This window comes from Bradyrhizobium centrosematis (assembly GCF_045571495.1).
Taxonomy (GTDB): domain Bacteria; phylum Pseudomonadota; class Alphaproteobacteria; order Rhizobiales; family Xanthobacteraceae; genus Bradyrhizobium; species Bradyrhizobium centrosematis.
In genome coordinates this window covers 6,828,200-6,853,716 of sequence record NZ_CP120703.1, presented here as the reverse complement: position 1 = coordinate 6,853,716, position 25,517 = coordinate 6,828,200, and the positions used below count along the sequence as shown (strand labels likewise).

Here is a 25,517-nt window from a genome sequence, read left to right as displayed (position 1 = left end):
CCGGAATGACGGCTCAAATTCTCTTCAAAATTCACCTTTCAGCCACGGTTGGTATGCAACAACGGCCCCTCATTTGGGGGCACTCCATGCGCGCTGCGGCCGCAATTCTCATCACTTTGCTGCTCGCCGGCTGTGCCGGCAACGAGACACCGGTCCAGCAGCCGTCCATGTATGCCGACATGGCGGTTCCGGGCTCTAAGCTGGATGCGCAGGCGGCCGCGATCATGATCTCGCAATATCGCCAGAACAACGCCCTTGGCGCCGTCGTGATCGATCCCGATCTGATGCGCCTCGCTGAATCCCAGTCAAATGCGATGGCGGCGGCCAACAAGATGGACCATGACGTCCGTGCGCCGCTGGCCAAGCGCCTGGCCGCCGGCGGCTATCCCGCGACCGTGGCGGTCGAGAACATCTCGGCCGGCTATCATACGCTGGCGGAAGCGTTTTCCGGCTGGCGCGACTCGCCCCCGCATCGCGCCAACATGCTCAAGGGCGGTGTCACAAAATTGGGCATCGCGGCGAGCTATGCTCCCGGCACCAAATACAAGGTGTTCTGGACCATGATCCTGGCCTCGACGGAGCGATAAGCCAGACTTGATCCCGGCATGCATTGACGCCGCGGCGGAGGGTCGCCACGGTGGCGCGCCATTTGCTATTGTTCCCCCATGACCGATCGTAGCCCGGAATCCGCCAGCATCCCCGCGAATGCGCAACGCGTCCTGGTCCTGCAGGGCGGCGGCGCGCTCGGCTCCTACCAGGCCGGCGCCTATCAGGCGCTGTGCGGCGCCGGCTTCGAGCCGGAATGGGTCGCCGGCATTTCGATCGGCGCGGTCAACGCCGCCATCATCGCCGGCAACGAGGGGCAGACCCGGGTCAAGCGGCTCAAGGAATTCTGGGAGATGGTGTCGGCGCCGGTGCCGTGGAAGCCGATCGACAAGAGCGATCATAGCCGTGAGCTGTTCAATTCGACCAGTGCCGCGCTGATTGCGACCTTCGGTGTGCCCGGCTTCTTCACGCCGCGGATTCCGCCGGCGCCGCTCTGGCCGCCCGGCAGCCCGCAGGCCGAGAGCTATTACGACACCTCGCCGCTGAAGAAGACGCTGGAGCGTCTCGTCGATTTCGACCGCATCAACGACCTGAAGACCCGTCTGTCGGTCGGCGCCGTCGGGGTCACCTCAGGCAACTTCAAATATTTCGACAATTTCGAGTTCAAGAAGCTCGGCAAGTCCATCGGTCCCGAGCACATCATGGCCTCCGGCGCGCTGCCGCCCGGCTTTCCCTCCGTGATGATCGAAGGCGAGCACTATTGGGACGGCGGCATCGCCTCCAACACGCCGCTCGACTATGTGCTCGATGCCGAGGTCGATCGCGACATGCTGATCTTCCAGGTCGACCTGTTTTCCGCGCGCGGCGATCTGCCGACCTCGCTACTGGAGGCCGCCGAGCGCGAGAAGGACATCCGCTATTCCAGCCGCACGCGGATGAACACCGACAAGAACAAGCAGTTGCACAACGCCCGCAGGGCCGTGCGCGACCTGATCGGCAAATTGCCGGATTATCTGAAGAACGACCCTTCGGTCGAATTCCTGGCGAAAGTGTCGCGCGAAAGCACCGTCACCGTGGTGCATCTGATCTACCGCAGCAAGAACTACGAATCCTCGTCCAAGGATTACGACTTCTCGCACGTCGCCATGGTCGAGCATTGGGAGGCCGGCGTGCGCGACGTGCATCTGTCGATGCGCCACAAGGATTGGCTCGAGCGGCCGCAGTCCGGCGAGACCATGGTGACCTACGATCTCACGGGGGACGTCTCCGCGCCCCCGGCAAAAAGGAGCGAATAGAATGGGTAGTCTGTCAGGCAAGAATGCCGTCGTGACCGGGTCCACCAGCGGCATCGGGCTCGCTTATGCGCGTGCGTTCGCCAGCGCCGGTGCCAACGTCGTCATCAACGGCTTCGGCTCGCCGGAGGACATCGAGAAGGAGCGCGCCAAGATCGAGGCGGATTTCAAGGTGAAGGCGATCTATTCGCCCGCCGACATGACCAAGCCCGCCGAGATCGCCGGGATGATCGCGCTCGGCGAGAAGACATTCGGCTCGGTCGACATCCTCGTCAACAATGCCGGCATCCAGTTCGTCTCGCCGGTCGAGGAATTTCCGATCGAGAAGTGGGACCAGATCATCGCGATCAACCTGTCCTCCGCCTTCCATGGCATCCGCGCCGCGGTGCCCGGCATGAAGAAGAAGGGCTGGGGCCGCATCATCAACACGGCGTCCGCGCACTCGCTGGTCGCCTCGCCCTTCAAGTCGGCCTATGTCTCGGCCAAGCACGGCATCGCGGGCCTGACCAAGACCGTGGCGCTGGAAGTCGCGACCCACAAGATCACCTGCAACTGCATCAGCCCCGGCTATGTCTGGACGCCGCTGGTCGAGAAGCAGATCCCCGACACCATGAAGGCACGCAATCTGACGCGCGAGCAGGTCATCAACGACGTGCTGCTCGATGCGCAGCCGACCAAGGAGTTCGTCACTTCCGAGCAGGTCGCCGCGCTGGCGCTGTTCCTGTGCAGCGATGACGCCGCCCAGATCACCGGCACCAATCTTTCGATCGACGGCGGCTGGACCGCGGAGTAAGTCGCGCCGGTTCAGCTAGCTCACTGTCATGCCCCGGCTCGACCGGGGCATCCTGTACGCCGCGGCTTATCGATTCAATCATGGCTTTCTCGGAGTACTGGATCGCCCGGTCAAGCCGGGCGATGACAGTGAGATGGAGCACTTCTCTGGCCTAGCTAATGCGTCCAGGCCAGCGCCGTCACGATCACGGACGACAGGTTCAGCTCCGCATACATGATCTTGCCGGCGACCACGAACAGCACGCTGGCAAGCGTCAGGCGCAACACCGTCTCGGGCACGCGCGTCGCGCTGTAGCTGCCGACGATGATGCCGGGCAGCGAGCCCATCAGCAAGACGGCCATCAGCGCCCAATCGACGTCGCCGAGCGCCCAGTGACCGATGCCGGCGACCAGCGTCAGCGGCACCGCATGGGCGATATCGGAGCCGACGATGGTCGCCATCGGCAGACGCGGATAGAGCAGCAGCAGCACGGTGACGCCGACCGCGCCGGCACCGACCGACGAGATCGAGACCAGCACGCCGAGCACGATGCCGGTCACGACGGTGGCGATCGCGGTGGTGCGATCGTCGACACGCTCCAGCCTGCTGCGGTAGCGCTCCATGATCGACTTGCGGAAGATCAGCGACGTCGCGGTCAGCAGCAGCGCGAAGCACAGCACCAGGTTGACCAGGCTGCGCTCGGCATCGCTTCGCAGGTCGAGCTTCCACAGCACCAGCAGCGTCAGCGCGCTCGCGGGAATGCTGCCGCAGGCGAGCCGCAGCACCGCCGGCCAGTGCACGCTGCGCGACCAGCCATGCATCACGCTGCCGCCGGTCTTGGTGGCGGCGGCATAGAGCAGGTCGGTTCCGACCGCTGTGGACGGATGAATACCGAACAGCAGGATCAGGAGCGGCGTCATCAACGAGCCGCCGCCCACGCCGGTCATCCCGACAAGAAGGCCGACGCCGAATCCAGAGACGACGTAGAGTGGATCGAACATTTCTGGGGAATCTTAGGTTGATCTCGTCGGTTAGGCAATACGACGTAGAATAAAGTTCCCCCGACCTGCAACCTCTTGGGTACAATAAGAAAAATTTTGCATCATATCGAGTAAAGGGAGGAGTTTTTCCTCCTGCGTAGGCGTGCTCAGGCAGGGCCGTTCCCCGAGTTGCGCTGGGCAAAGCGGGCGTGCGGCGCCTATTTGCCGAACGCCAGCACGTGCAAGCCGAGGCGCTGCCGCACGATCCAGAACAACAGCACCGTTTCGAAGGTGAGGGAGATCGAGGTCGCGGCCGCCGCGCCGTGGCCGCCATAGCGTGGGACCAGCGCGATGCAGAGCACGGCGTTCATCACGAAGGCCAGTGCATAAGCCAGCGCGCAGATCTTCTGCTGGCCAAGCATGTTGAGCAGCCGCTCGACCGGCCCGATCGCGGCGCGCACCACGAGCCCGATCGCGGCGACGAACATGATGTCGTAGCCGACCACAAATTGCGGCCCGAACAGCCAGAGCAGCGGCTTGCCGAGCGCGAGCAGCACGATCGTCGCCGCCAGCGACGGCCAGAACGTCCAGCTGATCGCATGCGCGACATAGGCCGACAGCCGCGCCTTGTCGCCGCTTGCGTTGTATTCGGCGAAGCGGTGCGCCGTCGTCGCCGACATCGCGTAGTGGATGAACGAGACCAGCGCCAGCGTCTTCACGACAGCGAAATAGACGCCGACCTCGTCGGAGGGGCGGAATTGCTGCAGCACCAGCACGTCGGTGTAGGACAGCAGCAGGTAGAAGCTCTCGACCAGCAGGATCGGCAGCGAGACGGCGAGCCAGCCGCGGATGTCGTAAGCCTTGGGGCCGGGCGCGATGTGATCGGCGAGCCTGCGGTTCAGCACCATCATCTGCCCGGTCATCGCGATCCACACGGCGGCGGCGCTCGCAACCATCGCCGCGACGGCGCCGAGATGATAACCGAGCAGGAAGGCGATCGCGGTGATGCCGATGATCAACGCCTGGCGGATGATGAACTGCGGCATGAGGCCGAGCTGCATCCAGTCATGCGACCGCGCGATGCCGTCCTGGGTGTTGGCGACCACGAAGGCGGGCAGGGTCATGCAGCCGATATAGAGCGGCAGCTCCTCGGCCGGGTGGATCCAGGGCGACAGCAATTTGACGATGCCGGCAAGGGCGAGCGACACCAGCGTCGACACGGCAAAGGTCAGCCAGCGGCTGCCGGAGAGGAACCCTCGGAGCAGCGTGTGCTCGCCGCTGCCGCGGTACTCCGGAATGATTTTCTGCGCCGAGGCCGAGATGCCGAAATCCATCATGCTGCCGAGCAGCAGCACCCAGGTCCAGACATAGACATAGATGCCGTAGTCGGAGCTGCCCATCCAGCGCGCCAGCAGAACCTGCGAGCCATAGGCGAGCCCGGCGCTGATGACGCGAATGATGAAGATGGTGCCGGCGAGCCGCCGCGTCAGCGAGGCCTCGCTCGGCCCGCCCGTCAACCTGGCCCGCAGCCTTGCAATCAGCCCGGCCCGTCCGGTCGTCGCGGGTTGTGCATCCATCACGGCCAATTCGAAGGTCCCCAGCGTTCCGCTTGCCGCGGCGGGCTTGATGCGGTGACCTCAGGAATTAGCAACCATTCGTTAAGATTCGGTTGGGTGGAGTGCTGTCGCCTCACTCCAGATTCGTGTTGAACTCGTATGACTTCTCCGGTCCGACCAGCGTGAATTTCAGCGCGGCGCCGTCGGGCTTGGCGCCCGGCGGCAATCCATCGAGCTCGAACGAGAAGCGTTTGACGCCGGCCGGGCTCTGGTCGACCGGAGCCGGAATTGGCAACGCCCAATCGGGCGTCGGCCCTTCCACGTACAAATTGACCTCGCGGCTGTCAGGGACAACCACGTCGACCACCACGTTCTTCGGCCCGTCGCGCTTGACGTCGCGGATGGTGAGCGGATTGGGATCGCCGATATTGGCGGGCTTCGGCACCGTGTCGAGCGCGGCACGCAGATTCGCATCCTCGGTCGAGGCGACGCTGTTGAAGCCGAGCTCGGCGCTGGCCTCGACCGGAATGCAGAGCTTCTCGCACACCGCGTAATTGATCTCGGCGCGCAACGTCACGGGCTTGTCGGCCGCCTTGGCGACGATGCGCAAGGGCAGCACGACCTGGTTGTGATAGCCGATCGAATGGCCGCCCGCGCCGTCGTCGAATTTCAGCGGCGCAGGCCACATTACCGTCACCGCCTCGACATTCTCCGACTTCGAGAAGTCGAACCGCGGTGGAACGCCGGAATCCCCGGGGCTGCGCCAATAGGTCTTCCATCCCGGTTGGAGCTGGAAGGCGATACCGCCGAGCAGGACGGCGCCGCTGCGTGATCCCGCCAATAGCCGCACCGCGGAATGACCCTCGCGCTGCCACGGCGAAGCGTCGTCGGCGCGGGCTGCGATCGCCAGCGACGACGCAAGCAGGGTTGCCGCGACGCCAATCGCCGCACGCAGGGGAACTCTTGTGAGCATGGCACGTCTTTACAGGGTCGCCCCTGGGCAAACCATTGAATTGCTTGTGATGGATGCACTTGAATCGAATCACTGCAAGCCTTGATTTGACAGCGGCCCGGCCCGACATCAGGATAGGAATTGAAACCGGAGTGCTTCACCGATGGCTCCCACAGGCAAGAGGACGGGCGAAAGCACCCGCGGCGCGGGCCCCGCGCTGCCGAGTTCGGCTGGTTATCTCGACGGCCGCCTGCTGATCGCGATGCCCGTGATGGGCGATTCCCGCTTCGAGCGCTCGGTGATCTATCTCTGCGCCCATTCGGCGGAGGGAGCGATGGGTATCATCGTGAACCACCCGGCCGGCAGTATCGATTTCCCCGAGCTGTTGCAGCAGCTCGGCATCATCAAGAAGGGCGAGCACATCAAGCTGCCGGAGAATGCCGAAAGCATGAAGGTGCTGCGCGGCGGTCCGGTCGACACCGGCCGTGGCTTCGTGCTGCATTCCAGCGACTTCTACATCGAGAACGCGACGCTGCGGATCGACGAGGGCGTCTGCCTCACGGCGACCGTGGACATCCTGCGCGCCATTGCCAACGGCTCCGGCCCCAAGCACGCCATTCTCGCGCTCGGCTATGCCGGCTGGGCGCCGGGCCAGCTCGAGACCGAGATCCAGAGCAACGGCTGGCTGCATTGCGATGCCGATGCGGATCTGATCTTCGGCGATGACGTCGATGACAAATACAACCGCGCCCTGCAGAAGATCGGCATCGATCCCGGCATGCTCTCGAACGAAGCCGGGCACGCGTAGCTGGTAGAGTGTTTCGCACAGCTCTCACTCGTCGTCATTGCGAGCGAAGCGAAGCAATCCAGAATTTTCCGCCGAGGCAGTCTGGATTGCTTCGTCGCTTCGCTCCTCGCAATGACGACAGCGCCTGCCTACTCCGCCGCCTGCTGCTGTACCGTCGGCTCCGTCCCCGCCACGGTCGCACGGCGCATGTCGCGAGGCTGCGACTGGTCGTAGCGGCGGACGCGGTGCATGGTCTGGCGATTGTCCCACATCACGAGGTCATGCAGCTTCCATTTGTGGACGTAGACGAACTCTGGCTGCGTCGCGTGCTCGTTGAGATCACGCAGCAGCAGCCGGCCCTCCGGCACGCTCATGCCGACGATCTTGCCGGCATGCGATGACAGATACAGCGACTTGCGCCGATGCACGGGATGCGTCCGCACCAGCCGCTGCAGCACCGGCTTGAACATCTCCTTCTCTTCGTCGGTGTATTCGGTGAAGCCGAGCGAACCACGCGAATACATCAGCGAGTGCTCGCAGACGAGGTCCTCGATCTCCGCCTTGGTCTCGTCGTCGAGCGCGTCATAGGCGGCGCGCATGTCGGCAAATTCGGTGTTACCGCCCTTCGGGTTCACCACGCGCGCCGACAACAGCGAGAATTTTGCGGGAATGGGGCGGAACGAGCTGTCGGAGTGCCACAGGCAATTGCCGAGGTTGAACAAATGCGTGCGGCTGTCCTTCGCCAGCGGCTTGCCGTCCTTGCCGAGATTGGAGACGTCGTTCAGGCCCGACTGCAGCCGGTAGTCCTTTTCCTTGGTTACGGTGCCTCCCCGCGCGTCCTCGCGCTGACCAAAATTCAGCGCGAAGGCCATCTGCTGCTCGTCGGTGATGTCCTGGTCGTGGAACACCAGCACCGCATACTTGTCCATGGCGGCCTCGATCTCGCGCGCTTCGGCCTCGGTGAGAGGCTTTCGCAGATCGAGGCCGGAAACCTCGCCGACAAAATGCTTCTGAAGCTGCCGGATGGCGATCGTCATGGCGTTTCTCCCACAGGTCGCAAGCGGTTGGTCCCGCTCTGTCAGTGAAAAAGCTACTCCCGGTCCTGTCGTTGTCAACGCTTCGGGCGCATGGCTCTCACGCATTCCTCGCCATCAACCCGCCGTCAACCGGGATGACCGCACCCGTCAGGAACGACGCCGCCGGCAGGCACAGGCTCAGCGTCATATGCGCGACCTCCTCGGGATCGCCGTAACGGCCGAGTGCGGTGCGGCGCTTGGCGTAGATCGTCTTGTGCTCTTCGGAGATGCGGTCGGTGATCGCGGTGCGGATCGGGCCCGGGCAGATGCAGTTGACGGTGATGCCCTCGCGGCCGAGCTCGACGGCCAGCGAGCGGGTGAGGCTGGCGACACCGCCCTTTGCCGCCGAATAGGGGCTGTGCAATGCGGTGGCGCCGAGCGCCTCGGTCGAGGCGATGTTGACGATGCGCGGACATTTCGATTGGCGCAGATGCGGCAGCGCGGCGCGGATGATGCGCGGATGCGCCGTCAGCATCACCGCGATGCCCCTGGCCCAGGCGTCTTCGTAGGCTTCGTCGTCGATCGCGACGCGCACGGAGATGCCGGCGTTGTTGACGACGATGTCGAGCCCGCCAAAATGTGCGGCAATCTCGCCGACAACGCGCTTGATCTCGCTGCCATCGGCAACGTCGAGCTTCCACGCCTTCGCGGAGCCGCCGCGGGCGGCAATGTCCTCGGCCAGGGTGTGCGCGCCTTGCGCGTCGAAATCGGTGACGGCGACGTTGGCGCCTTCGGCAGCGAACAAGAGCGCTGTCGCGCGCCCCATGCCGCTCGCCGCGCCGGTGACGAGAACGGTCAGTCCCTTGACTGACCGGCTGAGCTCTTTGAACCCGGACATGTTGTTTCCTCGGAACCTGCTTGTTCTTGTTATGATTGACAAGGCTGGCATCGATCCGCAGACAGGTCAAACAAGCAAGACAAAAGGGGAGGCCGCCATGGCGAACGAGCTCGATTTCTCAGGCAAGCAGGTACTGGTCGTCGGTGGCTCCAGCGGGATCGGCAACGGCATCGCGCAGGCCTTTCGCACGCGCGGCGCGCATGTAGCAGTGTGCGGCACGCGGGCTCAGCCGAAGGACTATTCGGCCGAGGAGGGCTCCGATCTCACCGGCCTCTCATATGCGCAGCTCGATGTCAGCGATCCCGGTGCGGTCGAGGCGTTCAAGCCGTCCTTCGACAGGCTCGACGTGCTCGTGCTCGCGCAAGGCGCGGTGCTCTATCGCCGCGGTGAGTTCGAGATGGCTGGCTTCCGCAAGGTCGTCGAGGTCAATCTGATGAGCCTGATGGCCTGCGCCACGCGGTTTCATTCCATGTTGCGGGATTCGAAGGGGGCGCTGATCATGGTGTCCTCGACCGCAGCCTATCATTCCACCATGGGCAATCCCGCCTACAACGCCTCGAAGACCGGCGCGGTCGGATTGACGCGCACACTCGGCGAAGCCTGGGCCGAGGACGGCATCCGCGTCAACGGCATCGCACCCGGGCTCGTCGACACCAAGATGACGAAGGTGACGACCGACAACCCGAAGCGGCTCGAAGGCGCGCTCGCGCGCATCCCGCTGCGGCGATTGGGCACGCCGGCCGACATGGCGGGTGCGGCGCTGTTCCTCGCCTCGCCGCTGTCGTCCTACATCATCGGCCAGACGCTGGTCGTCGATGGCGGGCTGATCCTGTAGCGATCTTGTAACCCGCATCAGCGAAGCGACATCCGGGATCGTCCTTGTCGTTCCCGGGTGTCGCTGCGCTCACCCAGGCTACACTTTCGTCATGACTTGGAACTGCGCCGCGCCTGATCGGTTACTTGGGCTGACCCCCGAGGAGGAGCATCATGGACACGGATCGGATTGTTGGATCGGCCAAGGAATATGCCGGACGCGCGGAAGGCGCGATCGGAGACATGGCAGGCGATGCCAAAACGCAGGCGTCGGGCAAGGCGCGCGAGGCCGCAGGCACGGTGCAGAATCTCTACGGCCAGGCCAAGGATGCCGTGCGTGACGCCGCGGACACCGCGACCAGCTACGCCAAGGACGCCTATGACAACAGCGGCGAGACCTTCCGCGACGGCACGCAGGCTCTGTCGAAGAAGGTGCAGGACAAGCCGCTCGGCGCGCTGCTGGTGGCCGGTGGCATCGGCTTCGCGCTCGCGCTCCTGATGTCACGCCCTGCACGCCGTCCGCCGCCGTCGCGCTGGCGCTATTAAGTCTAATGCCGTGCGTCATTCTGGGGCGCGCCTCCTGGCGCGGGCCCGGAATCCATTCATCAACATTGCCGGTGGCACGATGAACTCCGGGATCGCGCTACGCGCGTCCCGGAATGACATTTGAAATCGCCAGAGACGAATTACCGGAACATCTCGGCCGAGCGGCCAACATTGCCCGGCGGGCGCGGGACGCCCGGATTGGGATTCAGATTGCGCGGTCCGGGCGCCGGCGTCATTTGACGCGGCGGCGGCTGGGGAGAGCCGAAGCCGAAGAAATCGCGGAATGTGGGCGTCGCCTGTGCCGGCTGTTGCGGCGAGACCGGCGGCTTCTTCGGCGCGAGTTTCGGCGGCGCGATCGCGGCGGCAGCTCCCGGCGCAGCGGGACTGGCGGCGGGGTTGCCCTCCGGCGTCGTCGCCGCCATCGGCGTATCGCCCTTGGCCTGCTCGCGGCCGACTTCGCGGCGCGGCCAGGCATAATCGTCGGCGCGACCGGCCGGCGCGGTCAGCGGCTCGCCTTTCACCATCGTCCTCGCAGCCAGCGCATCGACGGCGGCGGGACGCGAGCCCGGCCCGCCCAGCAATTGATCGGTCGAGATCGACGCTGCAACCAGCGGCACGATCGGCCCCGCCAGCGGCCGCGGCGCGGGCTTGCCGGGTTCGGCGCTGGTGTCGGGGGTCGCCGGCTCGCTCGGCAGCGCGATCGGACCGGAGCGTCCCGCCAACAGGCGCGTGATCTCGCGCTCGACATAATGCGCGAGCTTGCGCGCGCCGGCCTTGGTGAAATAGACGCCGTCTGAGCTGCGGAGCTGGCGGATCTGGCCTTCGAAGTCGGGGCCCTTCTGCAGGAAGCGGCCGGCTTCGTCGACAAAGCCATCCCAGACATCGACATAGGTGATGCCCGCCTTGGCCGCGCCCTCGCGGTAGAGCGAATCCAGGAACAGCGTGTCCGCGGTGCCCTTGGGCCCACGCACCGCGGGCAGGCCGACCCAGAGCACCGGCACGCCCTTGGATTTGAGGATGTTGGCGAGCTCCTCGATCTTCTTGCCGTAGAGCTCGACCCAGCGCTCGTCGCGGAATTCGTAGAGCCCGTTCGGATTGCGGGCCGTCTTCTCGGGCGCCGCCACTGGCGCGTCGGCGTTGTCGGCGTCGTCCTGCGGCAGGTCGGCATCGGCGGGCTTGTCGGCGGCCTTGTCGTCGGGCTTGGCGGCGCTGTCGGTGCCGGGCTTTGCCGGTGGCTTGCCGCGCGCGCCCTTGTCGTTCTTCTTGTCCTTGTCCTTATCCGTAGCCTTGTCTGCGGCAGGCTCGCGGATCGCGGCGCGGTCGTTGAGGCCCAGCATGACGACGATGACGTCGGGCTTTTCGGTCTCGAGAATCCCTTTTGCCGCCGCCGCCCAGTCCGAGGGCTCGCCGCGCGGCTGGTACTTGATCAGGCCCGAGACGGTCTTGTGCTTGCGGATCACGCCCATGTCGGGCTGCTCGGCATAGGCGTCTTCCAGGCCATAGGCGAGCCAGTCGGCCATGGCGTCGCCGATCACCAGCACGTTCTTGTCGGGGATGGTGTCGCGCTTGGCCGGCGCCGGGGCGCGCGAAAAATCCTGACGCGGCGCTTGCGGCGGTGGCTGCTGGAACGGTGCGAAGAAGTCGCCGCCGAACCATCCACCTCCACCGCCGCCCCGCTGTGGTGGCGGAGCCGAACGCTGCGGCGGGCCGCCGAAGCCGGGGAAGTTGAAGAACTGCGCCGAGGCAGGACCCGCGACCGCAACCAGGATCGCAAGCGCCGTCCCCAGCGCGATCAACGGGCCGGTCTCGGTCAGCGCCTTGAAGAGGGACTTCTTCGACATGCGATCTCAGGCACGCGCAGTGGGGATCCAGAGTGGCTCAATATAATAACGGAATCGGGCGCCAAACGGGCAAATTCCGCTGCAGATTCTTGCCCCATACACCGGGGAACAGCGGCCCCCGTCAAGGCTGGCTGCCGAAATCCCGGTTCAGGGTTACTTTCGGGCCGATTTTACCGCCCGCGCAGCCGGTCCAGCACATCGGATGACGCGAAGCCGTCGGCGGGCACCCCGATCGAGGCCTGGAAATTGCGCAGGGCTTCCCGGGTCTGGCCGCCGAACTGGCCGTCCGGGGTGCCCTTGTAGAAGCCGCGCTGGGCCAGAAGCTGCTGCAGCTCCAGCCGCTCGGTACGCGACAGCTCCCGCTCCTGACGCGGCCAGGGCTGCACGAAGGGCTGGCCACCACGCAGGCGGTCGGCGAAATGGCCGATCGCCAGCGCATAGGCCTCGGCCGGGTTGTACTTCATGATGACGCGGTAGTTCTGCAGCATCAGGAAGCCGGGTCCCTGCGCGCCGGCCGGCGCCAGCAGATAGGCTTTCTCGGTCGGATGCGGGAAGGGCTGATTGTTCGGACGCTTCAGCCCAAGCTTCTCCCATTGCGCGATCGGCATCGCCTTGGCGCGATCGGCCAGCATGTAGTTGAAGCCCTGGGGCACCACGACCTCGTAGCCCCAGGTCTGGCCAGGCTGCCAGCCGTCCTTCTTCAGATTGTTGGCGGTCGAGGCGATCAAATCGCTGGGATTGTCGACGACGTCGCGCCGGCCGTCACCGTCGCCGTCGACGGCAAAGCGCTTGAACGCAGTCGGCATGAACTGGGTCGGGCCGAAGGCGCCGGCCCAGGAACCGCGCATCTGCTCCGGCCTGAGATCGCCGCGGTTGAGGATCTCCAGCGCGGAGAGGAACTCGTCCTTGAAATAGGCCTGGCGGCGACCGATGCAGGCGAGCGTCGCGGTCGATTGCAGCACGCTGCGATCGCCCATCTGTGTCGAGTAGTTGGACTCGATGCCCCAGATCGCGGCGATGATGTAGCGGTCGACGCCGGTGGCCTTCTCGGTGGCGTCGAACTGCGCCTTGTATTTGGCGAGGATCTCGCGCCCCTTGGCGAGGCGGTTGTCGTTCACGAGGATGTCGAGATAGTCCCAGATCGATTTTGTGAACTCCGGCTGCGAGTCCATCAGGTCCATGATGCGCAGATCGGGGCTGAGGCCTGCGGTGAAGTGCTGAAAGTTCTCCTGCGTGACGCCGCGCCGCGCGGCATCGGGCCACATCCCGGCGACGCAATTGCTGAAATTGCCGGCAGCCTCGCGGATCGCCGCGGCTGTCATCAGCGGATGGCCGGAAGCGCCGTCCTCGCCGCTCCAAGGCAGCGCTCCGCTTGGCGCGCCACCCGGGCCGGGCGCTGTTTCAGAAGGCGCCGGGTTTGCACCCGAGAAGATGCCGCCGAACAGGTTGGACAAGCCGTTCTGTGTCTGGGCGTGCGCGCCGGCCGGCAGCAGCAAGGCGGCCGCAATCGTCATTGCGCCGGTCAGGGATACCGCCCGTCTTGCCTGTGCTGCCACCGATCGCATCATGTCCCACCTGCCGGCCTTAACAATTCGCCATCAGGAGGCCTGGTTACGGTTGCCAATAGCTTAACAAAAGTGAAATTTTGGCGGCGGCCTTTTTCTTAACTCTGCGCGGATGAGGCCCCACATCCGCCTTTGTTGGCGGCTGCAAACAGGCTAGCAAGGTGCCATTGCTCCGTTCCCGGCCCCGTTCCCATCTGCCCCCAGGTATTCGAACAATCACATGAAAATTCGCAAAGCCGTATTCCCCGTCGCCGGCCTCGGCACTCGCGTCCTGCCCGCCACCAAGGCTATGCCGAAGGAAATGCTGACTATCGTCGACAAGCCGCTGATCCAGTACGTCTATGACGAGGCGAAGGAGGCCGGCATCGAGCACTTCATCTTCGTCACCGGCCGCAACAAGAACGTCATCGAAGATCATTTCGACCGGATGTACGAGCTCGACGCGACGCTCGCCGCGCGCGGCAAGAAAGCCGAGCAGGACATCCTGGCGCAGAACCAGCCCGACGCCGGTGCCGTCAGCTTCACCCGCCAGCAGGCGCCGCTCGGCCTTGGTCACGCCGTCTGGTGCGCGCGCGACATCGTCGGGAACGAGCCGTTCGCCGTCGTGCTGCCCGACGAGCTCGTGCTCAACACGCCCGGCTGCCTCAAGCAGATGATCGAGATGGCCTCCTCGCTCGGCGAGAAGTCCAATCTGATCGCGGTCGAGGCGGTGCCCGACCATCTCACGCATCAATACGGCATCTGCGGCGTCGGCAAGCGCAATGGCAAGATGTTCGAGGTCGACGGCATGGTCGAGAAGCCGGCCAAGGGCACCGCGCCCTCCAACCTCTCGATCACCGGCCGCTACATCCTGCAGCCGGAGATCTTCAAGATCCTGGAGACCCAGGAGCGCGGCGCCGGCGGCGAGATCCAGCTCACCGACGCCATGATCGGCCTCGCCAGGTCGCAGAAGTTCTACGGCGTCGAGTTCGAGGGCGAGCGCCATGATTGCGGCGCCAAGCCCGGCTTCCTGCGCGCCAACATCGCCTACGGCCTGAAGCGCCCGGAGCTGCGTGACGGGCTGATCGCGGAGATGAAGAAATATCTGGGGCAGTAGCTCCCGCTGTCATTGCGAGCGAAGCGAAGCAATCCAGAATCTTTGAGCGGACAAAGTCTGGATTGCTTCGTCGCACCAGCGCAAAATTGCTTCGCAATTTTGTCGCGGGCTCCTCGCAATGACGGGAGAGAACGCTCACGCCACCAGCGACAGCTGAGGCAGGCTCGCCACCACCGACTGGTTGCGGCCGCCGGCCTTGGCGGCATAGAGCGCCTTGTCGGCGGCGGCGACCAGGACCGACCAGTCCATTCCGGCGGTGGGAACGAGGCTGGCGACGCCGCAGGACACCGTCGAAATCACGGGATCGTCGGACCAGCCCTGCACCTTGTTGCGGATCGCCTCGGCGACCTTGAAGGCGTCGGTGGCCGAAGTGTTCGGCAGCAGCACCGCAAATTCCTCGCCCCCATAGCGCGCGGCACAGTCGCCGGCCCGGCTCACCGAATCGGCAATGCAGATGGCGATGCCGACCAGCACCTGGTCGCCGGCCTGATGGCCGAACGTGTCGTTGTAGGCCTTGAAGTGATCGGCATCGATCATGAGCAGCGCGATCGGTGCCTTCTGGCGCATCGCGCGGCGCCACTCGATATCGATGACGGAATCGAATTTGCGGCGGTTCTTCAGGCCGGTGAGCGCGTCCGTCGTCGCCATCTCCTCGAGCTTGCGCTCGGCCTCGGCGCGCCGGCCGATCTCGCGCGCGAGCACGAGCGTCGATCCCAGCACGAACAGGATGAGAGCCAGCACCACGGCACCGATGCGGAACGCCTCCTTCTGCCAGAGCGCGAACACCGCGGCCAGCGGCTTGCCCGCCACCACGAACAGCGGTCCGTTGTCGCCGCTGCGAACATAGAGCCGCGGCGTCGGATCGACCGGGCCCTGTCCCGAATAGGCGGCGCCGATCGGGAGATTGTCGGCCTTCCAGGCCCGCCGGTCGTTCAGATTCGTGCCGATGATGTCGAGGTCGAACGGCCGCCGCATCATGATGGTGCGGTCGCGCCTGAGCACGGTGATGGTGTCTTCGGGATCGAGATTCAGCCGCTCGAACAATTCGTGGAAATAGCTGAAGCGGATCGAGCCGGCGACGACGCCGAGGAAGCCGCCGTCGGTGTCGCTGATGCGCCGGCTCAGCACGATGGAATAAGCGCCGCGGAACAGCATCGGACGGCTGATGTAGAGCCCGGTGGCGGGATTGTCGCGATGGACCTTGAAATAGTCCTCCTCGCTGCGGTTCTCCGGGAGCGGATCGAGCGTGGAGGCGTCGATCGCCAGCCCGCCCTCGGAATCGAACACCTGGATCGCGCCGAAATGCTTGGCTGTGGTCGCATGGTCGAACAGGATCAGGTGACGGATCGGCTTCGACACCGTTGCGAGTTCGGGCAGCAGCATGTTGTTGGCGACCGCCTTCAAGGACAAATCGTAGATCTCGACGTTGCGGCCGACGTCGGACTGGATGGTCGTCGCGAGGTTCTCCAGTGTCTGGCGGGCGAGCGCCTCCTCGCCACGGCGCATGTCGAGCATCACGTTGACGCAAATGGCGGAAAAGCCGATCACCGTCACCACGGACGAGATGATCAGCAGCTTCGCCGAAATCCGCCACGGCCGCCGAGCCATGATTTCGCGCCATCCAGACAGCATCGTTTGCTCCGACCCTAGTGGATGCGCTCGAAATCTTGAGCAGTGTTTAAGGTGGAACAACGCTGCCGCAATGAGTTAAGAATCGGTTTACGAAGCTCGCGGTTTTCGGCAGACCTCGTGCGAGCAGATCCGGTTTCGGACGAGAGGACCATTGTGAACGACTACGACGCGTTGCGCGACTATCTGATGCGGCAGAAGCAGGCCGAATTCGTCCTGAGCTTCGAGCAGATCGAGGAGATCATCGGCGCGGCGCTGCCACGCGCGGCGCATCGTGCCTCGTGGTGGGACAGTCTGCGCAGCCCCGACATCCAGATGCCGCAACGCGAGGCGTGCCTCGCCGCAGGCTTCGTCGCGACACGGATGCCGGATGGTCAGAGCGTAAGGTTCAGGAAGCAGAAGGGTGAGCGGCGGCGATAGGGCGTGTGGCACCGCTCTTACCCTCCCCTGGAGGGGGAGGGTCGGCTCATGTTGAGCGAAGCGAGACATGAGCCGGGGTGGGGTGACGACGGTCTCTCCGCATCCAACAGCGCCCGAATGGAGAGATCACCCCACCCCGCTCGCGCTGCGCGCGATCGACCCTCCCCCTCCAGGGGAGGGTAAGAGAAGCCCTAGCTCGCCGCTTCCAGCCGCACTTCGGTCAGCAGCCGCATCGCCGCGTCCGCATCCATCGGCTCGCCGAAGGCAAAGCCTTGCGCGTATTCGCAGCCCATCTGGTAGAGCTCGACTGCGTCCGAATCCGTCTCGGCGCCCTCGGCCACCACGTCCATGCCGAGATCGTGCGCGAGCGCAATGATTGACTTCAGGATCACCGGGCGCGTGCCGCGGTTGGTGGTGCGCACGAAGGACTGGTCGATCTTGATCGTGTCGAACGGGAAACGCTGCAGATAGGCCAGCGAGGAATGGCCGGTGCCGAAATCGTCGAGCGACAGTCCGGTGCCGAGCTCGCGGATCCGCGTCAGCATCTGCGCGGCGTGCTCCGGATTCTCCATCACCAGCGATTCCGTCAGTTCGAGCTTGAGCGTGCCGCGCGCCACCGAGGAGCGCGACAGCACGGTGCGGATATCGTGGATCAGATCGTGACGCAGCAGCTGGCGCGAGGAGACGTTGACCGAGGCGAATATCGGCTCGCGCGAGCGCATCGCGCGCTGCCACACCGAGAGCTGTTTCGCGGTCTGGTCGAGCACGAACATGCCGAGGTCGACGATCAGGCCGGTCTCCTCCGCGATGGTGATGAATTCCGACGGCGCCATGCGCCCGAGCTTCGGATGGTCCCAGCGCGCCAGCGCTTCGAAGCCGGCGACCGATCGATCCTCCAGCCGCACGATCGGCTGGTACAGGATCGTCAGCTCCTGGCGCTCGATGGCGCGGCGCAGCTCGCTTTCCAGGGTCAGGCGATCGGTCTTGCGCGCCCGCATCGCGGGCTTGTAGACGTCGATGCGGTCGCCGCCGATGCGCTTGGAGTGATACATCGCAAGCTCGGCGTCCTTGATGATCTCGTCCGTCAGCTGCGTCTGCGGATCGGACAGCGCGAGGCCGATCGATGCGGTGAGGAAGATCTCGCGGTCGTTGAAGGCGATCGGCGCGCGGATGGTCTTGCGGATGGTCTCGGCGAAGGCGGTGATGCGGGCCGGGTCCTGCTCCGACAGCAGGATCAGGCCGAACTGGTCGCCGGCCATGCGGGCCAGTGTGTCCTGCGGCTTCAGGATGCGGGTGAGGCGGCGGGCCAGCGTCAGCAGGATGGAATCGCCGACGGCGATGCCGACGGAATCGTTGACCTGCTTGAAGCGGTCGAGGTCGATCACCATCAGCGTCGGCCGCAGCGTCGGCATGCTCTTGGCGAAATGCGCGACCGCCCCGAGCCGGTCCATGAACAGTTTGCGGTTGGGCAGGCCGGTGAGGTTGTCATGCACGGAATCGTGCAGCAGGCGCTCCTCGGCATTGCGCAGCTCGGTGACGTCGGTGAGCGTGCCGACGACGCGCGAGACCTCGCCGTCGGAGCCGACCACCGGGCGCGCCTTGAGCGCGAACCACATGAAGTGGCCGTCCGGGGTGCGCAGGCGGAAATCCTGCACCAGGCGGCCGCGGCGCTGGTCGAGCACGCTGTCGAGCGCGGCGCGGAAACGGTCCTGGTCGAGCGGATGCAGCACCTCCAACCAGGAGGCGGCCGGGCCTTCCAGCGTGCCGCGCTTGAGGCCGAGCAGGGCCTCGGTCTCCGGGCTGGTGAAGACCTTGTCGGCCGAGACGTCCCAGTCCCAGATCAGGTCGCCGGAGCCGGCCAGCGCCAGGGCGCGCCGCTCGATATCGGAGACGACGCCGGTCGAGGCGCCGCCGCCGGCAAAGGCGTGCTGCATCACCGTGAAGCCGATCAGCATCACGATCAGCACGAGGCCGCCGAGCAGGGCAGGGCCGACGATGTCGTTGGTGACGGAACCCGCCACTGTCATGCCGGCCGCGACCACCCAGACCACCAGCAGGAACCAGGTCGGGATCAAGAGCACGGCGCGGTCGAAGCCGTGGGTGGAGAGATAGACGATCAGCGCGAATCCGGCGAACGCGATCAGCACCAGCGAGATGCGCGCGATGCCGGAGGCCACCGCCGGGTCGAACAGGGCCAGCGCCACCAGCGAGCCAAGGAACGCGAGCCACCCCACCGTGATGTGCGAATAGCGCACGTGCCAGCGGCTGAGATTGAGATAGGCGAACAGGAACACGAGGAGCGTGGCGGCCAGGATCGCCTCACCCGCCGCGCGCCAGATGCGCTCGGCGTTGTTCGACATGTCGAGCACCTTGCCCCAGAAGCCGAAATCGACGCCGATATAGACCAGCACCGCCCAGGCCAGCGCCGCGGCGGCCGGGAACATGATGCTGCCCTTGACCACGAACAGAATGGTGAGCACCAGCGCGAGCAGTCCGGAGATGCCGATCACGATGCCCTGGTACAGCGTGAACGAGTTGACCTTGTCCTTGTAGGCTTCGGGCTCCCACAGATAGAGCTGCGGCAGCTTGTCGGTGCGCAGCTCCGCGACGAAGGTGACGACGGCGCCGGGATCGAGCGTGATGCGGAACACGTCCGCGGTTGCGCTTTCCTGGCGTTCGGGCCGGTCGCCGATCGAAGGCGTGATGGTCGCGATGCGCGACAGCCCGAGGTCGGGCCAGAGCAATCCGGAGGAAACGATACGGTAATGCGGGGCGACGATCAGGCGGTCGAGCTGGTCGTCGGTGTTGTTGGCGAGCGCGAACACCACCCAGTTCTGCCCGCCCTCGCGGGCGCGCACCTCGATGCGGCGGACGATGCCGTCGGTGCCGGGCGCGGTGGAGACCTGGATGCGGTCGGCATCGCTGCGCTGATGCTCGAGCACGCCGGTGAGGTCGATCGCGGGCGCGTCACTGCGGACGCTGACGGCATCGAGCGCGCGCGCCGGGGACGCGGCGACAAGAATCATGAGGCCCAGCGCGATGGGCGCGAGGCACCTGATCAGACGCAAGGTCAGTTCTCCGCGTTCGACGCAAACTTCGAGTGCAAGGCGATTCTAGAAGGCGATCACAAGCCGGGCGGAAACCGCCCGGTGCGTCGCGATAGATGCCACGAAAGCAAGGAAAATCAAAGGGTTTCCGCCGCCGCCTGTGGGCCGGAGGCCTAGACCTCCAACACAATTTTGCCAATATGTGCGCTGGTTTCCATGCGCCGATGCGCATCGGCCGCCTTTTCCAGCGGGAAACTGCTGTCCATTAGCGGTTTGACCCGGCCTTCGCGCAGCAGCGGCATCACTTTCTGCTCGATTGCGGCCACCATCGCCGCCTTGTCCGCATTAGTACGGGGGCGCAGGGTCGAGCCGGTATGGGTGAGGCGCTTGACCATCACCTTGGCGATGTTGACGGTGACCTTGGGCCCGTTGAGGGTCGCGATCTGCACGATCCGGCCGTCGACCGCGGCGGCATCATAGTTGCGGTCGACGTAGTCGCCGGCGACCATGTCGAGGATCAGGTTGACGCCCTCCTTGTTGGTCTCTTCCTTGACGACCGCGACGAAGTCTTCGGTCTTGTAGTTGATGGCGCGGTCGGCGCCCAGCTTGAGGCAGGCGTCGATCTTGTCCTGCGATCCCACGGTGACGAACACTTTGGCGCCGAACGCCTTCGCGAGCTGGATCGCCATGGTGCCGATGCCGGAGGAGCCGCCATGGATCAGCAGCGTCTCGCCGGCCTTCAGGCCGCCGCGCTCGAACACATTGTGCCAGACCGTCATCAGGGTTTCCGGCAGCGCGCCGGCTTCCTTGATCGACAGCGCCGGCGGCACGCTCATCGCCTGGGCGTCCTGGGCAATGCAGTACTGCGCATAGCCGCCGCCGGCGACGAGCGACATCACCTTGTCGCCGATCTTGTGCCGCTTGGCGTTGCTGCCGACGGCGACGACCTCACCGGCGATCTCGAGGCCGGGCAGGTCGCTGGCGCCGGGCGGCGGCGGATAGACGCCGGAGCGCTGCGCCACGTCGGGCCGGTTGACGCCCGCGGCCATCACTTTGACCAAAATCTCGTCAGGACCGGGCTGCGGCACGGGCCGTTGTTCCGGCACCAGCACCTCCGGCCCGCCGGGCTTGGAGATGGCGACCACGGTCATTTGCGCGGGCAGCTTGTCCATGATGTGTCCTTGAGCAAAGGTGCGGGATGAACGAGGCCCTTGCTTAGCCAGCGCGGTCCGGACTGGCAACCGCCTCAGCCGTGGGGTCCGGTCCGCGGACTTTGGGAGGAACGAGGATGGCGATGGAAGACGACGACCGCCCGCGCAAGAAGATCACGCATGAGATCGGACAGGATCTCTCACTCTTGTCGGTCGAGGAACTGACCGAGCGCGTGACGCTGCTCAAGACCGAGATCGCAAGGCTGGAGGACGCCGCCACCCGCAAGCGCGCCTCGCGCGATGCGGCGAACAGTTTCTTCAAGAAGTAGCTACAACCGTGGTCCTTGACCTGAGGGACCGCGAAGCGGTCGTCTCGAAGGATGGCCGCCAGCGAGAGCCGGGCCTTGATGGTTCGAGACGCGCGCGAAGGGCGCGCTCCTCACCATGAGGGTCTACTTTCGGCCTCCGCCGCAAGCGATCCGTGGAGAGATCGTTCCACCCCACTCGGCCAGTGGCCGACATGGCTAACGAACCCTCAATAAATTTGCTCGTTTACGGTCAATTAAGCTTTCGGGTTTATGACTGACACTGTCCTCGTTTGGACACCGAGTGGCTCCTGTCCACTCTGTTTGACGCCTCCCTGTTATCAACTTTCAAAGCCGCCGGTCTCCGGCGGCTCTTTTTTTGCGTTTTTGCATCGCGTTGCGGTTGAATTCCTGGGAATGACCCGCGGAAACCATATCCGCGCTTGTCACTGGACTCCGCGTCTCGCCCGCGCAATGATTTGTTCATCATAAGCCGGCGCCAAAGCCGGACAGTCAGACAGTTGCGTAAGGGGCGTTAACCATGGAACGTTTGCAGGCCGACGGCGCTCTCGTTCAACTCAGCGAGCGTTTCACCAATTCTGCGGCGTTCGGCGCGCTGTTCCGTGAGGGCATGGACCTTGTCGAAGAGACCGCCGCCTATCTCGATGGCGCCGGCCGCGTCGAGGCCAAGGCGCTCGACCGTGCCGCCAGCCTCACTTACGCCACCGAGAGCATGCGTCTCACCACCCGCCTGATGCAGCTCGCCTCATGGCTACTGCTGCACCGCGCCGTGAAGGAAGGCGAGATGACGCTGAGCCAGGCCAATCGCGAGAAGACCAAGGTCAAGCTCAGCGCCGCCGATCCCGGCCCCGCCGACACCATCGAGAAGCTGCCCTCGCAGCTCCAGGACCTGATCCATCGCTCGATGAGCCTGCAGACCCGCGTCCGCCGCCTCGACACCACCATCCACACCCCGCCGGCCGAGCACGCCGCGATCGGCAATCCGCTGGTGCCCCACCTCAACGCGCTGAAGGCCGCGTTCGAGCGGTAAGGCCTATCCCCGCCATTGCGAGCGAAGCGAAGCAATCCAGCGAGCCTCCGGAGAGGCAGTCTGGATTGCTTGCCGCAAGTGCTTCTCGCAATGACGTCAAAAACAAAAACGCCCCCGGCTCTGCGGGGGCGTTTTCATGTCCAGCCTTGCGGGCGGATCAATCCTTTTTGAGAAAGCCCGAAAACTTTTTCTGGAAGCGCGAGACGCGGCCGCCGCGATCCATGATCTGGGCCGAGCCGCCGGTCCAGGCCGGGTGCGACTTCGGGTCGATGTCGAGGTTCAGCGTGTCGCCTTCCTTGCCCCAGGTCGAGCGGGTCAGGTACTCCGTTCCGTCGGTCATCACGACCTTAATCGTATGATAATCCGGATGAATTTCGGCTTTCATGGCAAATTCCTCGGCGCCCGGCGCCTTTTTGGTGGCTAGCGAATGACGGATTTGGGCGGCTCTATACCTCACGAGATCAGGCAAAACAAGCCATGCTGCCGGGCTGAACCGGGTTTGCCCCTAAGGGACATCCCGGATTTGCCACTACTCTTGCACCGGCCTATTGGGAGCAAATGAATGCAATGGGTCGGATCTCATGAGCGCAGTGGAACGGCTTGATGACCAATATGTCGATCAGCCCGGAATGAACGCCGCGGACACCCCCTCGATCGAAGCCGAGCTGATCGAAGAGCCGGCCAAGGGCCGCGCCAAGCTGCGGCCGCTGCTCGCGCTGGCGCCCTATGTCAGCCGCTATCGCGGTCGGGCGGCGCTGGCCTTCGTCGCACTCACGATCGCGGCACTGACCACGCTGCTGGTGCCGGTCGCAGTGCGCCGGATGATCGATTTCGGCCTGACGCCCGAGGGCATCGAGCTGATCAACAGCTACTTCTCGGTGATGCTCGCGGTGGTCGGCGTGCTCGCGCTGGCGAGCGCCGCGCGCTACTACCTCGTGATGACCATCGGCGAGCGCATCGTCGCCGACCTCAGGCGCGACGTCTTCGCCCATCTGCTCTCGCTGTCTCCCGCCTTCTTCGATTCCGCGCGCAGCGGCGAATTGATCTCGCGGCTCACCGCGGATACCACCCAGCTCAAATCGGCCGTCGGTGCCTCCGTCTCGATCGCGCTGCGCAATCTGATGATGTTCCTGGGCGCCGCCGCCATGATGGTGATCACCAGCCCGAAACTCTCCGGCTTCGTGCTGCTGGCCATCCCCCTGATCGTGCTGCCGCTGGTTGCCTTCGGGCGCTGGGTGCGGCGGCTGTCGCGCAATGCGCAGGACACGCTCGCCGAGGCCTCGGCCTATGCGGGCGAATTGGTCGGCGCGATCCGCACCGTGCAGGCCTATACCAGCGAGCAGTTTGCCGAGAAGCGTTTCGGCGGCGAGGTCGAGCAGGCCTATGAGGCCGCGCGCACCTCGACCCAGGCGCGCGCCGTGCTCACCGCCATCATCATCTTCATCGTGTTCGCCAGCGTGGTCGCGATCCTCTGGATCGGCTCGCATGACGTGCTCACCGGTGCGATTTCGCCGGGCCGGCTCGGTCAGTTCGTGCTGTATGCAGTGTTCGCCGCCGCGGGCCTCGGCCAGCTCAGCGAGGTCTGGGGCGAGGTCTCGGCGGCATCGGGCGCGGCCGAGCGCCTGTTCGAGATCCTGCATGTGAAGCCTGACATCACCGCGCCCGCCTCCGTGCGCGCGCTGCCGGTGCCGGCACGCGGCGAGGTCGGATTCGATCAGGTGAGCTTTGCCTATCCGGCGCGGCGCGACGTCAACGTGCTCGATGCCGTGTCGTTCACGGTGCGCCCGGGCGAGAAGGTCGCGATCGTCGGTCCGTCCGGCGCCGGCAAGAGCACGATCTTTCACCTGTTGCTGCGCTTCTACGATCCGCGCAGCGGCGCGATCTCGCTCGACGGCGTGCCGGTCAAGTCCGCCGATCCCCGCGACTTCCGCTCGCGCATCGCGCTGGTGCCGCAGGAATCCGTGGTGTTCGCCGCCAGTGCCCGCGAGAACATCCGCTTCGGCCGGCCCGATGCGACCGATGCCGAGGTCGAACGCGCCGCCGAGCTCGCCCATGCCGCCGAATTCATCCGCCGCCTGCCGGAAGGTTTCGAGACGGCGCTCGGTGAGCGCGGTGTGACGCTGTCCGGCGGCCAGCGCCAGCGCATCGCGATCGCCCGCGCCATCCTGCGCGATGCGCCGCTGCTGCTGCTCGATGAAGCCACCTCCGCGCTCGATGCGGAGAGCGAAACCCTGGTGCAGACCGCGCTGGAAGAGCTGATGCGCCACCGCACCACGCTCGTCATCGCCCATCGCCTCGCCACCGTGCTCTCCTGCGACCGCATCCTTGTGATGGACCAGGGCCGGATCGTCGAGCAGGGCACGCATGCCGAGCTGGTGGCGGCGAACGGACTTTATGCGCGGCTGGCGCGGCTGCAGTTCGAAGGCGCGTGAGGCGTTTCGATCGTCATCATAACGACGGTGTCATCACCCCTGCGCGGATGATGACAGCGGAGTGTAACGGAGCCATCCTTACCGGCACTTCGGCGAGAGTGCCGGCACATTCGGCCATGGCCAGTTCTTCCAGCTGCCGTCCTCGCCGACGCAGGCCGATGCGGCAGGGGCGCTCGTCGGCCCAGACGTCGTCTCGTGCGATGCGAAGCGCTGGTCGACATAGCTGGTCGACACATATCCGGCGAGGATGACGCCCAGAAAGACCGAGGAACCCTGAGCCAGGTCGCGCAGCTTCATCGATCGTCTCCATCTGCTCGCGCTTGACTACAACGATTAGCAGGCAGCCCCGGATCCAACCGTGACAGGCCTCACGCCCGCCACACCATCTTCAGCACCGGCCGGCCCGAGGTGGGGTTCACGTCGGAGCCCTCATGGGCAAAGCCGTTGCGCTCGTAGAAGCGGATGGCGCGGGCGTTGTCCTTGTTGACGAGCAGCGTGACGCCTGAGGGCGACAGCCGCTTGGCTTCATCCACCAGCAGTCTTGCCGCGTCAGAGCCCCAATGCGCGGGATCGACTACGAGCTGGTCGAGATAGCCCTCGCCATCGATGGTGACGAAGCCGGTCAGCGCGCCGTCCTGTTCCGCCACGACGATCGCGGCCTTGGGCACCAGATCCTTGCGCCAGCGCTCGCGCCACCAGTCCAGCCGGGCCGCGAAGTCGATCTGCGGATAGGCCTGCTGCCAGGTGCGATGCCAGAGGTCGATCGCGGCAGCCTCGTCCGAGACCGCGTAGGGGCGGAGGTGGATCATCGGGATACTCCCG

General features: G+C 65.2%; 24 protein-coding genes. 11 read left to right on the top strand and 13 right to left on the bottom strand.

What is annotated here, in order from left to right; translation table 11 throughout:
- The first annotated feature begins 86 nt into the window (after positions 1-86).
- From P6U31_RS32310 to P6U31_RS32300, 3 genes are all read left to right on the top strand, one after another.
- A complete protein-coding gene (locus P6U31_RS32310; protein WP_407185672.1) occupies positions 87-587 on the top strand; it encodes a CAP domain-containing protein in 501 nt (166 codons plus the stop codon).
- Positions 588-665: 78 nt separating this feature from the next.
- A complete protein-coding gene (locus tag P6U31_RS32305) occupies positions 666-1,841 on the top strand; it encodes a DUF3734 domain-containing protein (protein ID WP_407185671.1) in 1,176 nt (391 codons plus the stop codon).
- 1 nt (position 1,842) lies between these two features.
- Positions 1,843-2,631, top strand: coding sequence for a 3-hydroxybutyrate dehydrogenase (locus P6U31_RS32300; protein ID WP_407185670.1), 789 nt, complete (start codon positions 1,843-1,845; stop codon positions 2,629-2,631).
- A 155-nt stretch (positions 2,632-2,786) separates the two neighbouring features.
- Here P6U31_RS32300 and P6U31_RS32295 read toward each other — a convergent pair whose 3' ends face one another.
- From P6U31_RS32295 to P6U31_RS32285, 3 genes are all read right to left on the bottom strand, one after another.
- Positions 2,787-3,611, bottom strand: a complete 825-nt coding sequence (locus tag P6U31_RS32295) for a sulfite exporter TauE/SafE family protein (protein WP_407185669.1) — start codon at positions 3,609-3,611, stop codon at positions 2,787-2,789.
- 197 nt (positions 3,612-3,808) lie between these two features.
- A complete protein-coding gene (locus P6U31_RS32290) occupies positions 3,809-5,176 on the bottom strand; it encodes a lipopolysaccharide biosynthesis protein (RefSeq protein WP_407185668.1) in 1,368 nt (455 codons plus the stop codon).
- Between the two features lie 103 nt (positions 5,177-5,279).
- Entirely contained in the window at positions 5,280-6,119 is an 840-nt protein-coding gene (locus P6U31_RS32285; protein WP_407185667.1) for a protein-disulfide reductase DsbD domain-containing protein, read from the bottom strand.
- Positions 6,120-6,261: 142 nt separating this feature from the next.
- Between P6U31_RS32285 and P6U31_RS32280 the strand changes: the two genes are divergently transcribed.
- Positions 6,262-6,906, top strand: coding sequence for a YqgE/AlgH family protein (locus P6U31_RS32280; RefSeq protein ID WP_407185666.1), 645 nt, complete (start codon positions 6,262-6,264; stop codon positions 6,904-6,906).
- A gap of 128 nt (positions 6,907-7,034) precedes the next feature.
- Here the strand turns inward: P6U31_RS32280 and P6U31_RS32275 are convergent, their stop codons facing one another.
- Positions 7,035-7,922 (bottom strand): TauD/TfdA dioxygenase family protein, encoded by an 888-nt coding sequence (locus tag P6U31_RS32275; RefSeq protein ID WP_407185665.1) that lies wholly within the window; start codon positions 7,920-7,922, stop codon positions 7,035-7,037.
- Positions 7,923-8,019: 97 nt separating this feature from the next.
- Positions 8,020-8,799 (bottom strand): SDR family NAD(P)-dependent oxidoreductase, encoded by a 780-nt coding sequence (locus P6U31_RS32270; RefSeq protein WP_407185664.1) that lies wholly within the window; start codon positions 8,797-8,799, stop codon positions 8,020-8,022.
- A 97-nt stretch (positions 8,800-8,896) separates the two neighbouring features.
- Here P6U31_RS32270 and P6U31_RS32265 point away from each other — a divergent pair, with 97 nt between their 5' ends.
- Both P6U31_RS32265 and P6U31_RS32260 read left to right on the top strand, forming a co-directional pair.
- Positions 8,897-9,634, top strand: coding sequence for an SDR family NAD(P)-dependent oxidoreductase (locus P6U31_RS32265; RefSeq protein WP_407185663.1), 738 nt, complete (start codon positions 8,897-8,899; stop codon positions 9,632-9,634).
- 152 nt (positions 9,635-9,786) lie between these two features.
- On the top strand, positions 9,787-10,158 hold the full coding sequence (locus tag P6U31_RS32260) for a CsbD family protein (RefSeq protein ID WP_407185662.1): 372 nt from the start codon (positions 9,787-9,789) through the stop codon (positions 10,156-10,158).
- A gap of 140 nt (positions 10,159-10,298) precedes the next feature.
- On the opposite strand, the gene P6U31_RS32255 is transcribed toward P6U31_RS32260, so the two are convergent.
- Positions 10,299-11,999 (bottom strand): DUF459 domain-containing protein, encoded by a 1,701-nt coding sequence (locus tag P6U31_RS32255; RefSeq protein WP_407185661.1) that lies wholly within the window; start codon positions 11,997-11,999, stop codon positions 10,299-10,301.
- Between the two features lie 170 nt (positions 12,000-12,169).
- On the bottom strand, positions 12,170-13,513 hold the full coding sequence (locus P6U31_RS32250; RefSeq protein WP_407185660.1) for a lytic murein transglycosylase: 1,344 nt from the start codon (positions 13,511-13,513) through the stop codon (positions 12,170-12,172).
- Between the two features lie 271 nt (positions 13,514-13,784).
- On the opposite strand from P6U31_RS32250, the gene P6U31_RS32245 reads away from it, so the two are divergent.
- On the top strand, positions 13,785-14,660 hold the full coding sequence (locus tag P6U31_RS32245; protein ID WP_407185659.1) for a UTP--glucose-1-phosphate uridylyltransferase: 876 nt from the start codon (positions 13,785-13,787) through the stop codon (positions 14,658-14,660).
- A 135-nt stretch (positions 14,661-14,795) separates the two neighbouring features.
- On the opposite strand, the gene P6U31_RS32240 is transcribed toward P6U31_RS32245, so the two are convergent.
- The gene (locus tag P6U31_RS32240) at positions 14,796-16,292 is read right to left on the bottom strand and encodes a diguanylate cyclase (protein ID WP_407185658.1); all 1,497 of its coding nucleotides are present in this window, start codon (positions 16,290-16,292) and stop codon (positions 14,796-14,798) included.
- A 153-nt stretch (positions 16,293-16,445) separates the two neighbouring features.
- Between P6U31_RS32240 and P6U31_RS32235 the strand changes: the two genes are divergently transcribed.
- A complete protein-coding gene (locus P6U31_RS32235) occupies positions 16,446-16,709 on the top strand; it encodes a hypothetical protein (RefSeq protein WP_407185657.1) in 264 nt (87 codons plus the stop codon).
- A 191-nt stretch (positions 16,710-16,900) separates the two neighbouring features.
- On the opposite strand, the gene P6U31_RS32230 is transcribed toward P6U31_RS32235, so the two are convergent.
- Both P6U31_RS32230 and P6U31_RS32225 read right to left on the bottom strand, forming a co-directional pair.
- The gene (locus tag P6U31_RS32230) at positions 16,901-19,777 is read right to left on the bottom strand and encodes an EAL domain-containing protein (RefSeq protein ID WP_407185656.1); all 2,877 of its coding nucleotides are present in this window, start codon (positions 19,775-19,777) and stop codon (positions 16,901-16,903) included.
- 152 nt (positions 19,778-19,929) lie between these two features.
- Entirely contained in the window at positions 19,930-20,928 is a 999-nt protein-coding gene (locus P6U31_RS32225; RefSeq protein WP_407185655.1) for an NAD(P)H-quinone oxidoreductase, read from the bottom strand.
- Between the two features lie 116 nt (positions 20,929-21,044).
- On the opposite strand from P6U31_RS32225, the gene P6U31_RS32220 reads away from it, so the two are divergent.
- Together P6U31_RS32220 and P6U31_RS32215 are read left to right on the top strand one after the other, a co-directional pair.
- Entirely contained in the window at positions 21,045-21,236 is a 192-nt protein-coding gene (locus tag P6U31_RS32220) for a DUF1192 domain-containing protein (protein WP_407185654.1), read from the top strand.
- Between the two features lie 517 nt (positions 21,237-21,753).
- Complete coding sequence (locus P6U31_RS32215; RefSeq protein WP_407185653.1) at positions 21,754-22,263, top strand: DUF1465 family protein; 510 nt, start codon at positions 21,754-21,756, stop codon at positions 22,261-22,263.
- Between the two features lie 157 nt (positions 22,264-22,420).
- Here the strand turns inward: P6U31_RS32215 and rpmE are convergent, their stop codons facing one another.
- On the bottom strand, positions 22,421-22,648 hold the full coding sequence (gene rpmE / locus P6U31_RS32210) for a 50S ribosomal protein L31 (protein ID WP_024337552.1): 228 nt from the start codon (positions 22,646-22,648) through the stop codon (positions 22,421-22,423).
- Between the two features lie 196 nt (positions 22,649-22,844).
- On the opposite strand from rpmE, the gene P6U31_RS32205 reads away from it, so the two are divergent.
- Positions 22,845-24,695 (top strand): ABC transporter ATP-binding protein/permease, encoded by a 1,851-nt coding sequence (locus tag P6U31_RS32205; RefSeq protein ID WP_407185652.1) that lies wholly within the window; start codon positions 22,845-22,847, stop codon positions 24,693-24,695.
- Positions 24,696-24,773: 78 nt separating this feature from the next.
- On the opposite strand, the gene P6U31_RS32200 is transcribed toward P6U31_RS32205, so the two are convergent.
- Together P6U31_RS32200 and P6U31_RS32195 are read right to left on the bottom strand one after the other, a co-directional pair.
- Positions 24,774-24,992: a hypothetical protein gene (locus P6U31_RS32200; RefSeq protein WP_407185651.1), complete on the bottom strand. Its 219-nt coding sequence runs from the start codon at positions 24,990-24,992 to the stop codon at positions 24,774-24,776.
- A 71-nt stretch (positions 24,993-25,063) separates the two neighbouring features.
- Positions 25,064-25,510: a GNAT family N-acetyltransferase gene (locus P6U31_RS32195; protein WP_407190014.1), complete on the bottom strand. Its 447-nt coding sequence runs from the start codon at positions 25,508-25,510 to the stop codon at positions 25,064-25,066.
- Between the last annotated feature and the right edge of the window lie 7 nt (positions 25,511-25,517).

What these genes read in the sequence shown, in the direction of transcription:
- P6U31_RS32310 (WP_407185672.1), top strand. Translation starts at nt 87, where the DNA reads ATGCGCGCTGCGGCCGCAATTCTCATCACTTTGCTGCTCGCCGGCTGT.
- P6U31_RS32305 (WP_407185671.1), top strand. Translation starts at nt 666, where the DNA reads ATGACCGATCGTAGCCCGGAATCCGCCAGCATCCCCGCGAATGCGCAA.
- P6U31_RS32300 (WP_407185670.1), top strand. Translation starts at nt 1,843, where the DNA reads ATGGGTAGTCTGTCAGGCAAGAATGCCGTCGTGACCGGGTCCACCAGC.
- P6U31_RS32295 (WP_407185669.1), bottom strand. Translation starts at nt 3,611, where the DNA reads ATGTTCGATCCACTCTACGTCGTCTCTGGATTCGGCGTCGGCCTTCTT.
- P6U31_RS32285 (WP_407185667.1), bottom strand. Translation starts at nt 6,119, where the DNA reads ATGCTCACAAGAGTTCCCCTGCGTGCGGCGATTGGCGTCGCGGCAACC.
- P6U31_RS32280 (WP_407185666.1), top strand. Translation starts at nt 6,262, where the DNA reads ATGGCTCCCACAGGCAAGAGGACGGGCGAAAGCACCCGCGGCGCGGGC.
- P6U31_RS32275 (WP_407185665.1), bottom strand. Translation starts at nt 7,922, where the DNA reads ATGACGATCGCCATCCGGCAGCTTCAGAAGCATTTTGTCGGCGAGGTT.
- P6U31_RS32270 (WP_407185664.1), bottom strand. Translation starts at nt 8,799, where the DNA reads ATGTCCGGGTTCAAAGAGCTCAGCCGGTCAGTCAAGGGACTGACCGTT.
- P6U31_RS32265 (WP_407185663.1), top strand. Translation starts at nt 8,897, where the DNA reads ATGGCGAACGAGCTCGATTTCTCAGGCAAGCAGGTACTGGTCGTCGGT.
- P6U31_RS32260 (WP_407185662.1), top strand. Translation starts at nt 9,787, where the DNA reads ATGGACACGGATCGGATTGTTGGATCGGCCAAGGAATATGCCGGACGC.
- P6U31_RS32255 (WP_407185661.1), bottom strand. Translation starts at nt 11,999, where the DNA reads ATGTCGAAGAAGTCCCTCTTCAAGGCGCTGACCGAGACCGGCCCGTTG.
- P6U31_RS32250 (WP_407185660.1), bottom strand. Translation starts at nt 13,513, where the DNA reads ATGACGATTGCGGCCGCCTTGCTGCTGCCGGCCGGCGCGCACGCCCAG.
- P6U31_RS32245 (WP_407185659.1), top strand. Translation starts at nt 13,785, where the DNA reads ATGAAAATTCGCAAAGCCGTATTCCCCGTCGCCGGCCTCGGCACTCGC.
- P6U31_RS32240 (WP_407185658.1), bottom strand. Translation starts at nt 16,292, where the DNA reads ATGCTGTCTGGATGGCGCGAAATCATGGCTCGGCGGCCGTGGCGGATT.
- P6U31_RS32225 (WP_407185655.1), bottom strand. Translation starts at nt 20,928, where the DNA reads ATGGACAAGCTGCCCGCGCAAATGACCGTGGTCGCCATCTCCAAGCCC.
- P6U31_RS32220 (WP_407185654.1), top strand. Translation starts at nt 21,045, where the DNA reads ATGGCGATGGAAGACGACGACCGCCCGCGCAAGAAGATCACGCATGAG.
- P6U31_RS32215 (WP_407185653.1), top strand. Translation starts at nt 21,754, where the DNA reads ATGGAACGTTTGCAGGCCGACGGCGCTCTCGTTCAACTCAGCGAGCGT.
- rpmE (WP_024337552.1), bottom strand. Translation starts at nt 22,648, where the DNA reads ATGAAAGCCGAAATTCATCCGGATTATCATACGATTAAGGTCGTGATG.
- P6U31_RS32205 (WP_407185652.1), top strand. Translation starts at nt 22,845, where the DNA reads ATGAGCGCAGTGGAACGGCTTGATGACCAATATGTCGATCAGCCCGGA.
- P6U31_RS32200 (WP_407185651.1), bottom strand. Translation starts at nt 24,992, where the DNA reads ATGAAGCTGCGCGACCTGGCTCAGGGTTCCTCGGTCTTTCTGGGCGTC.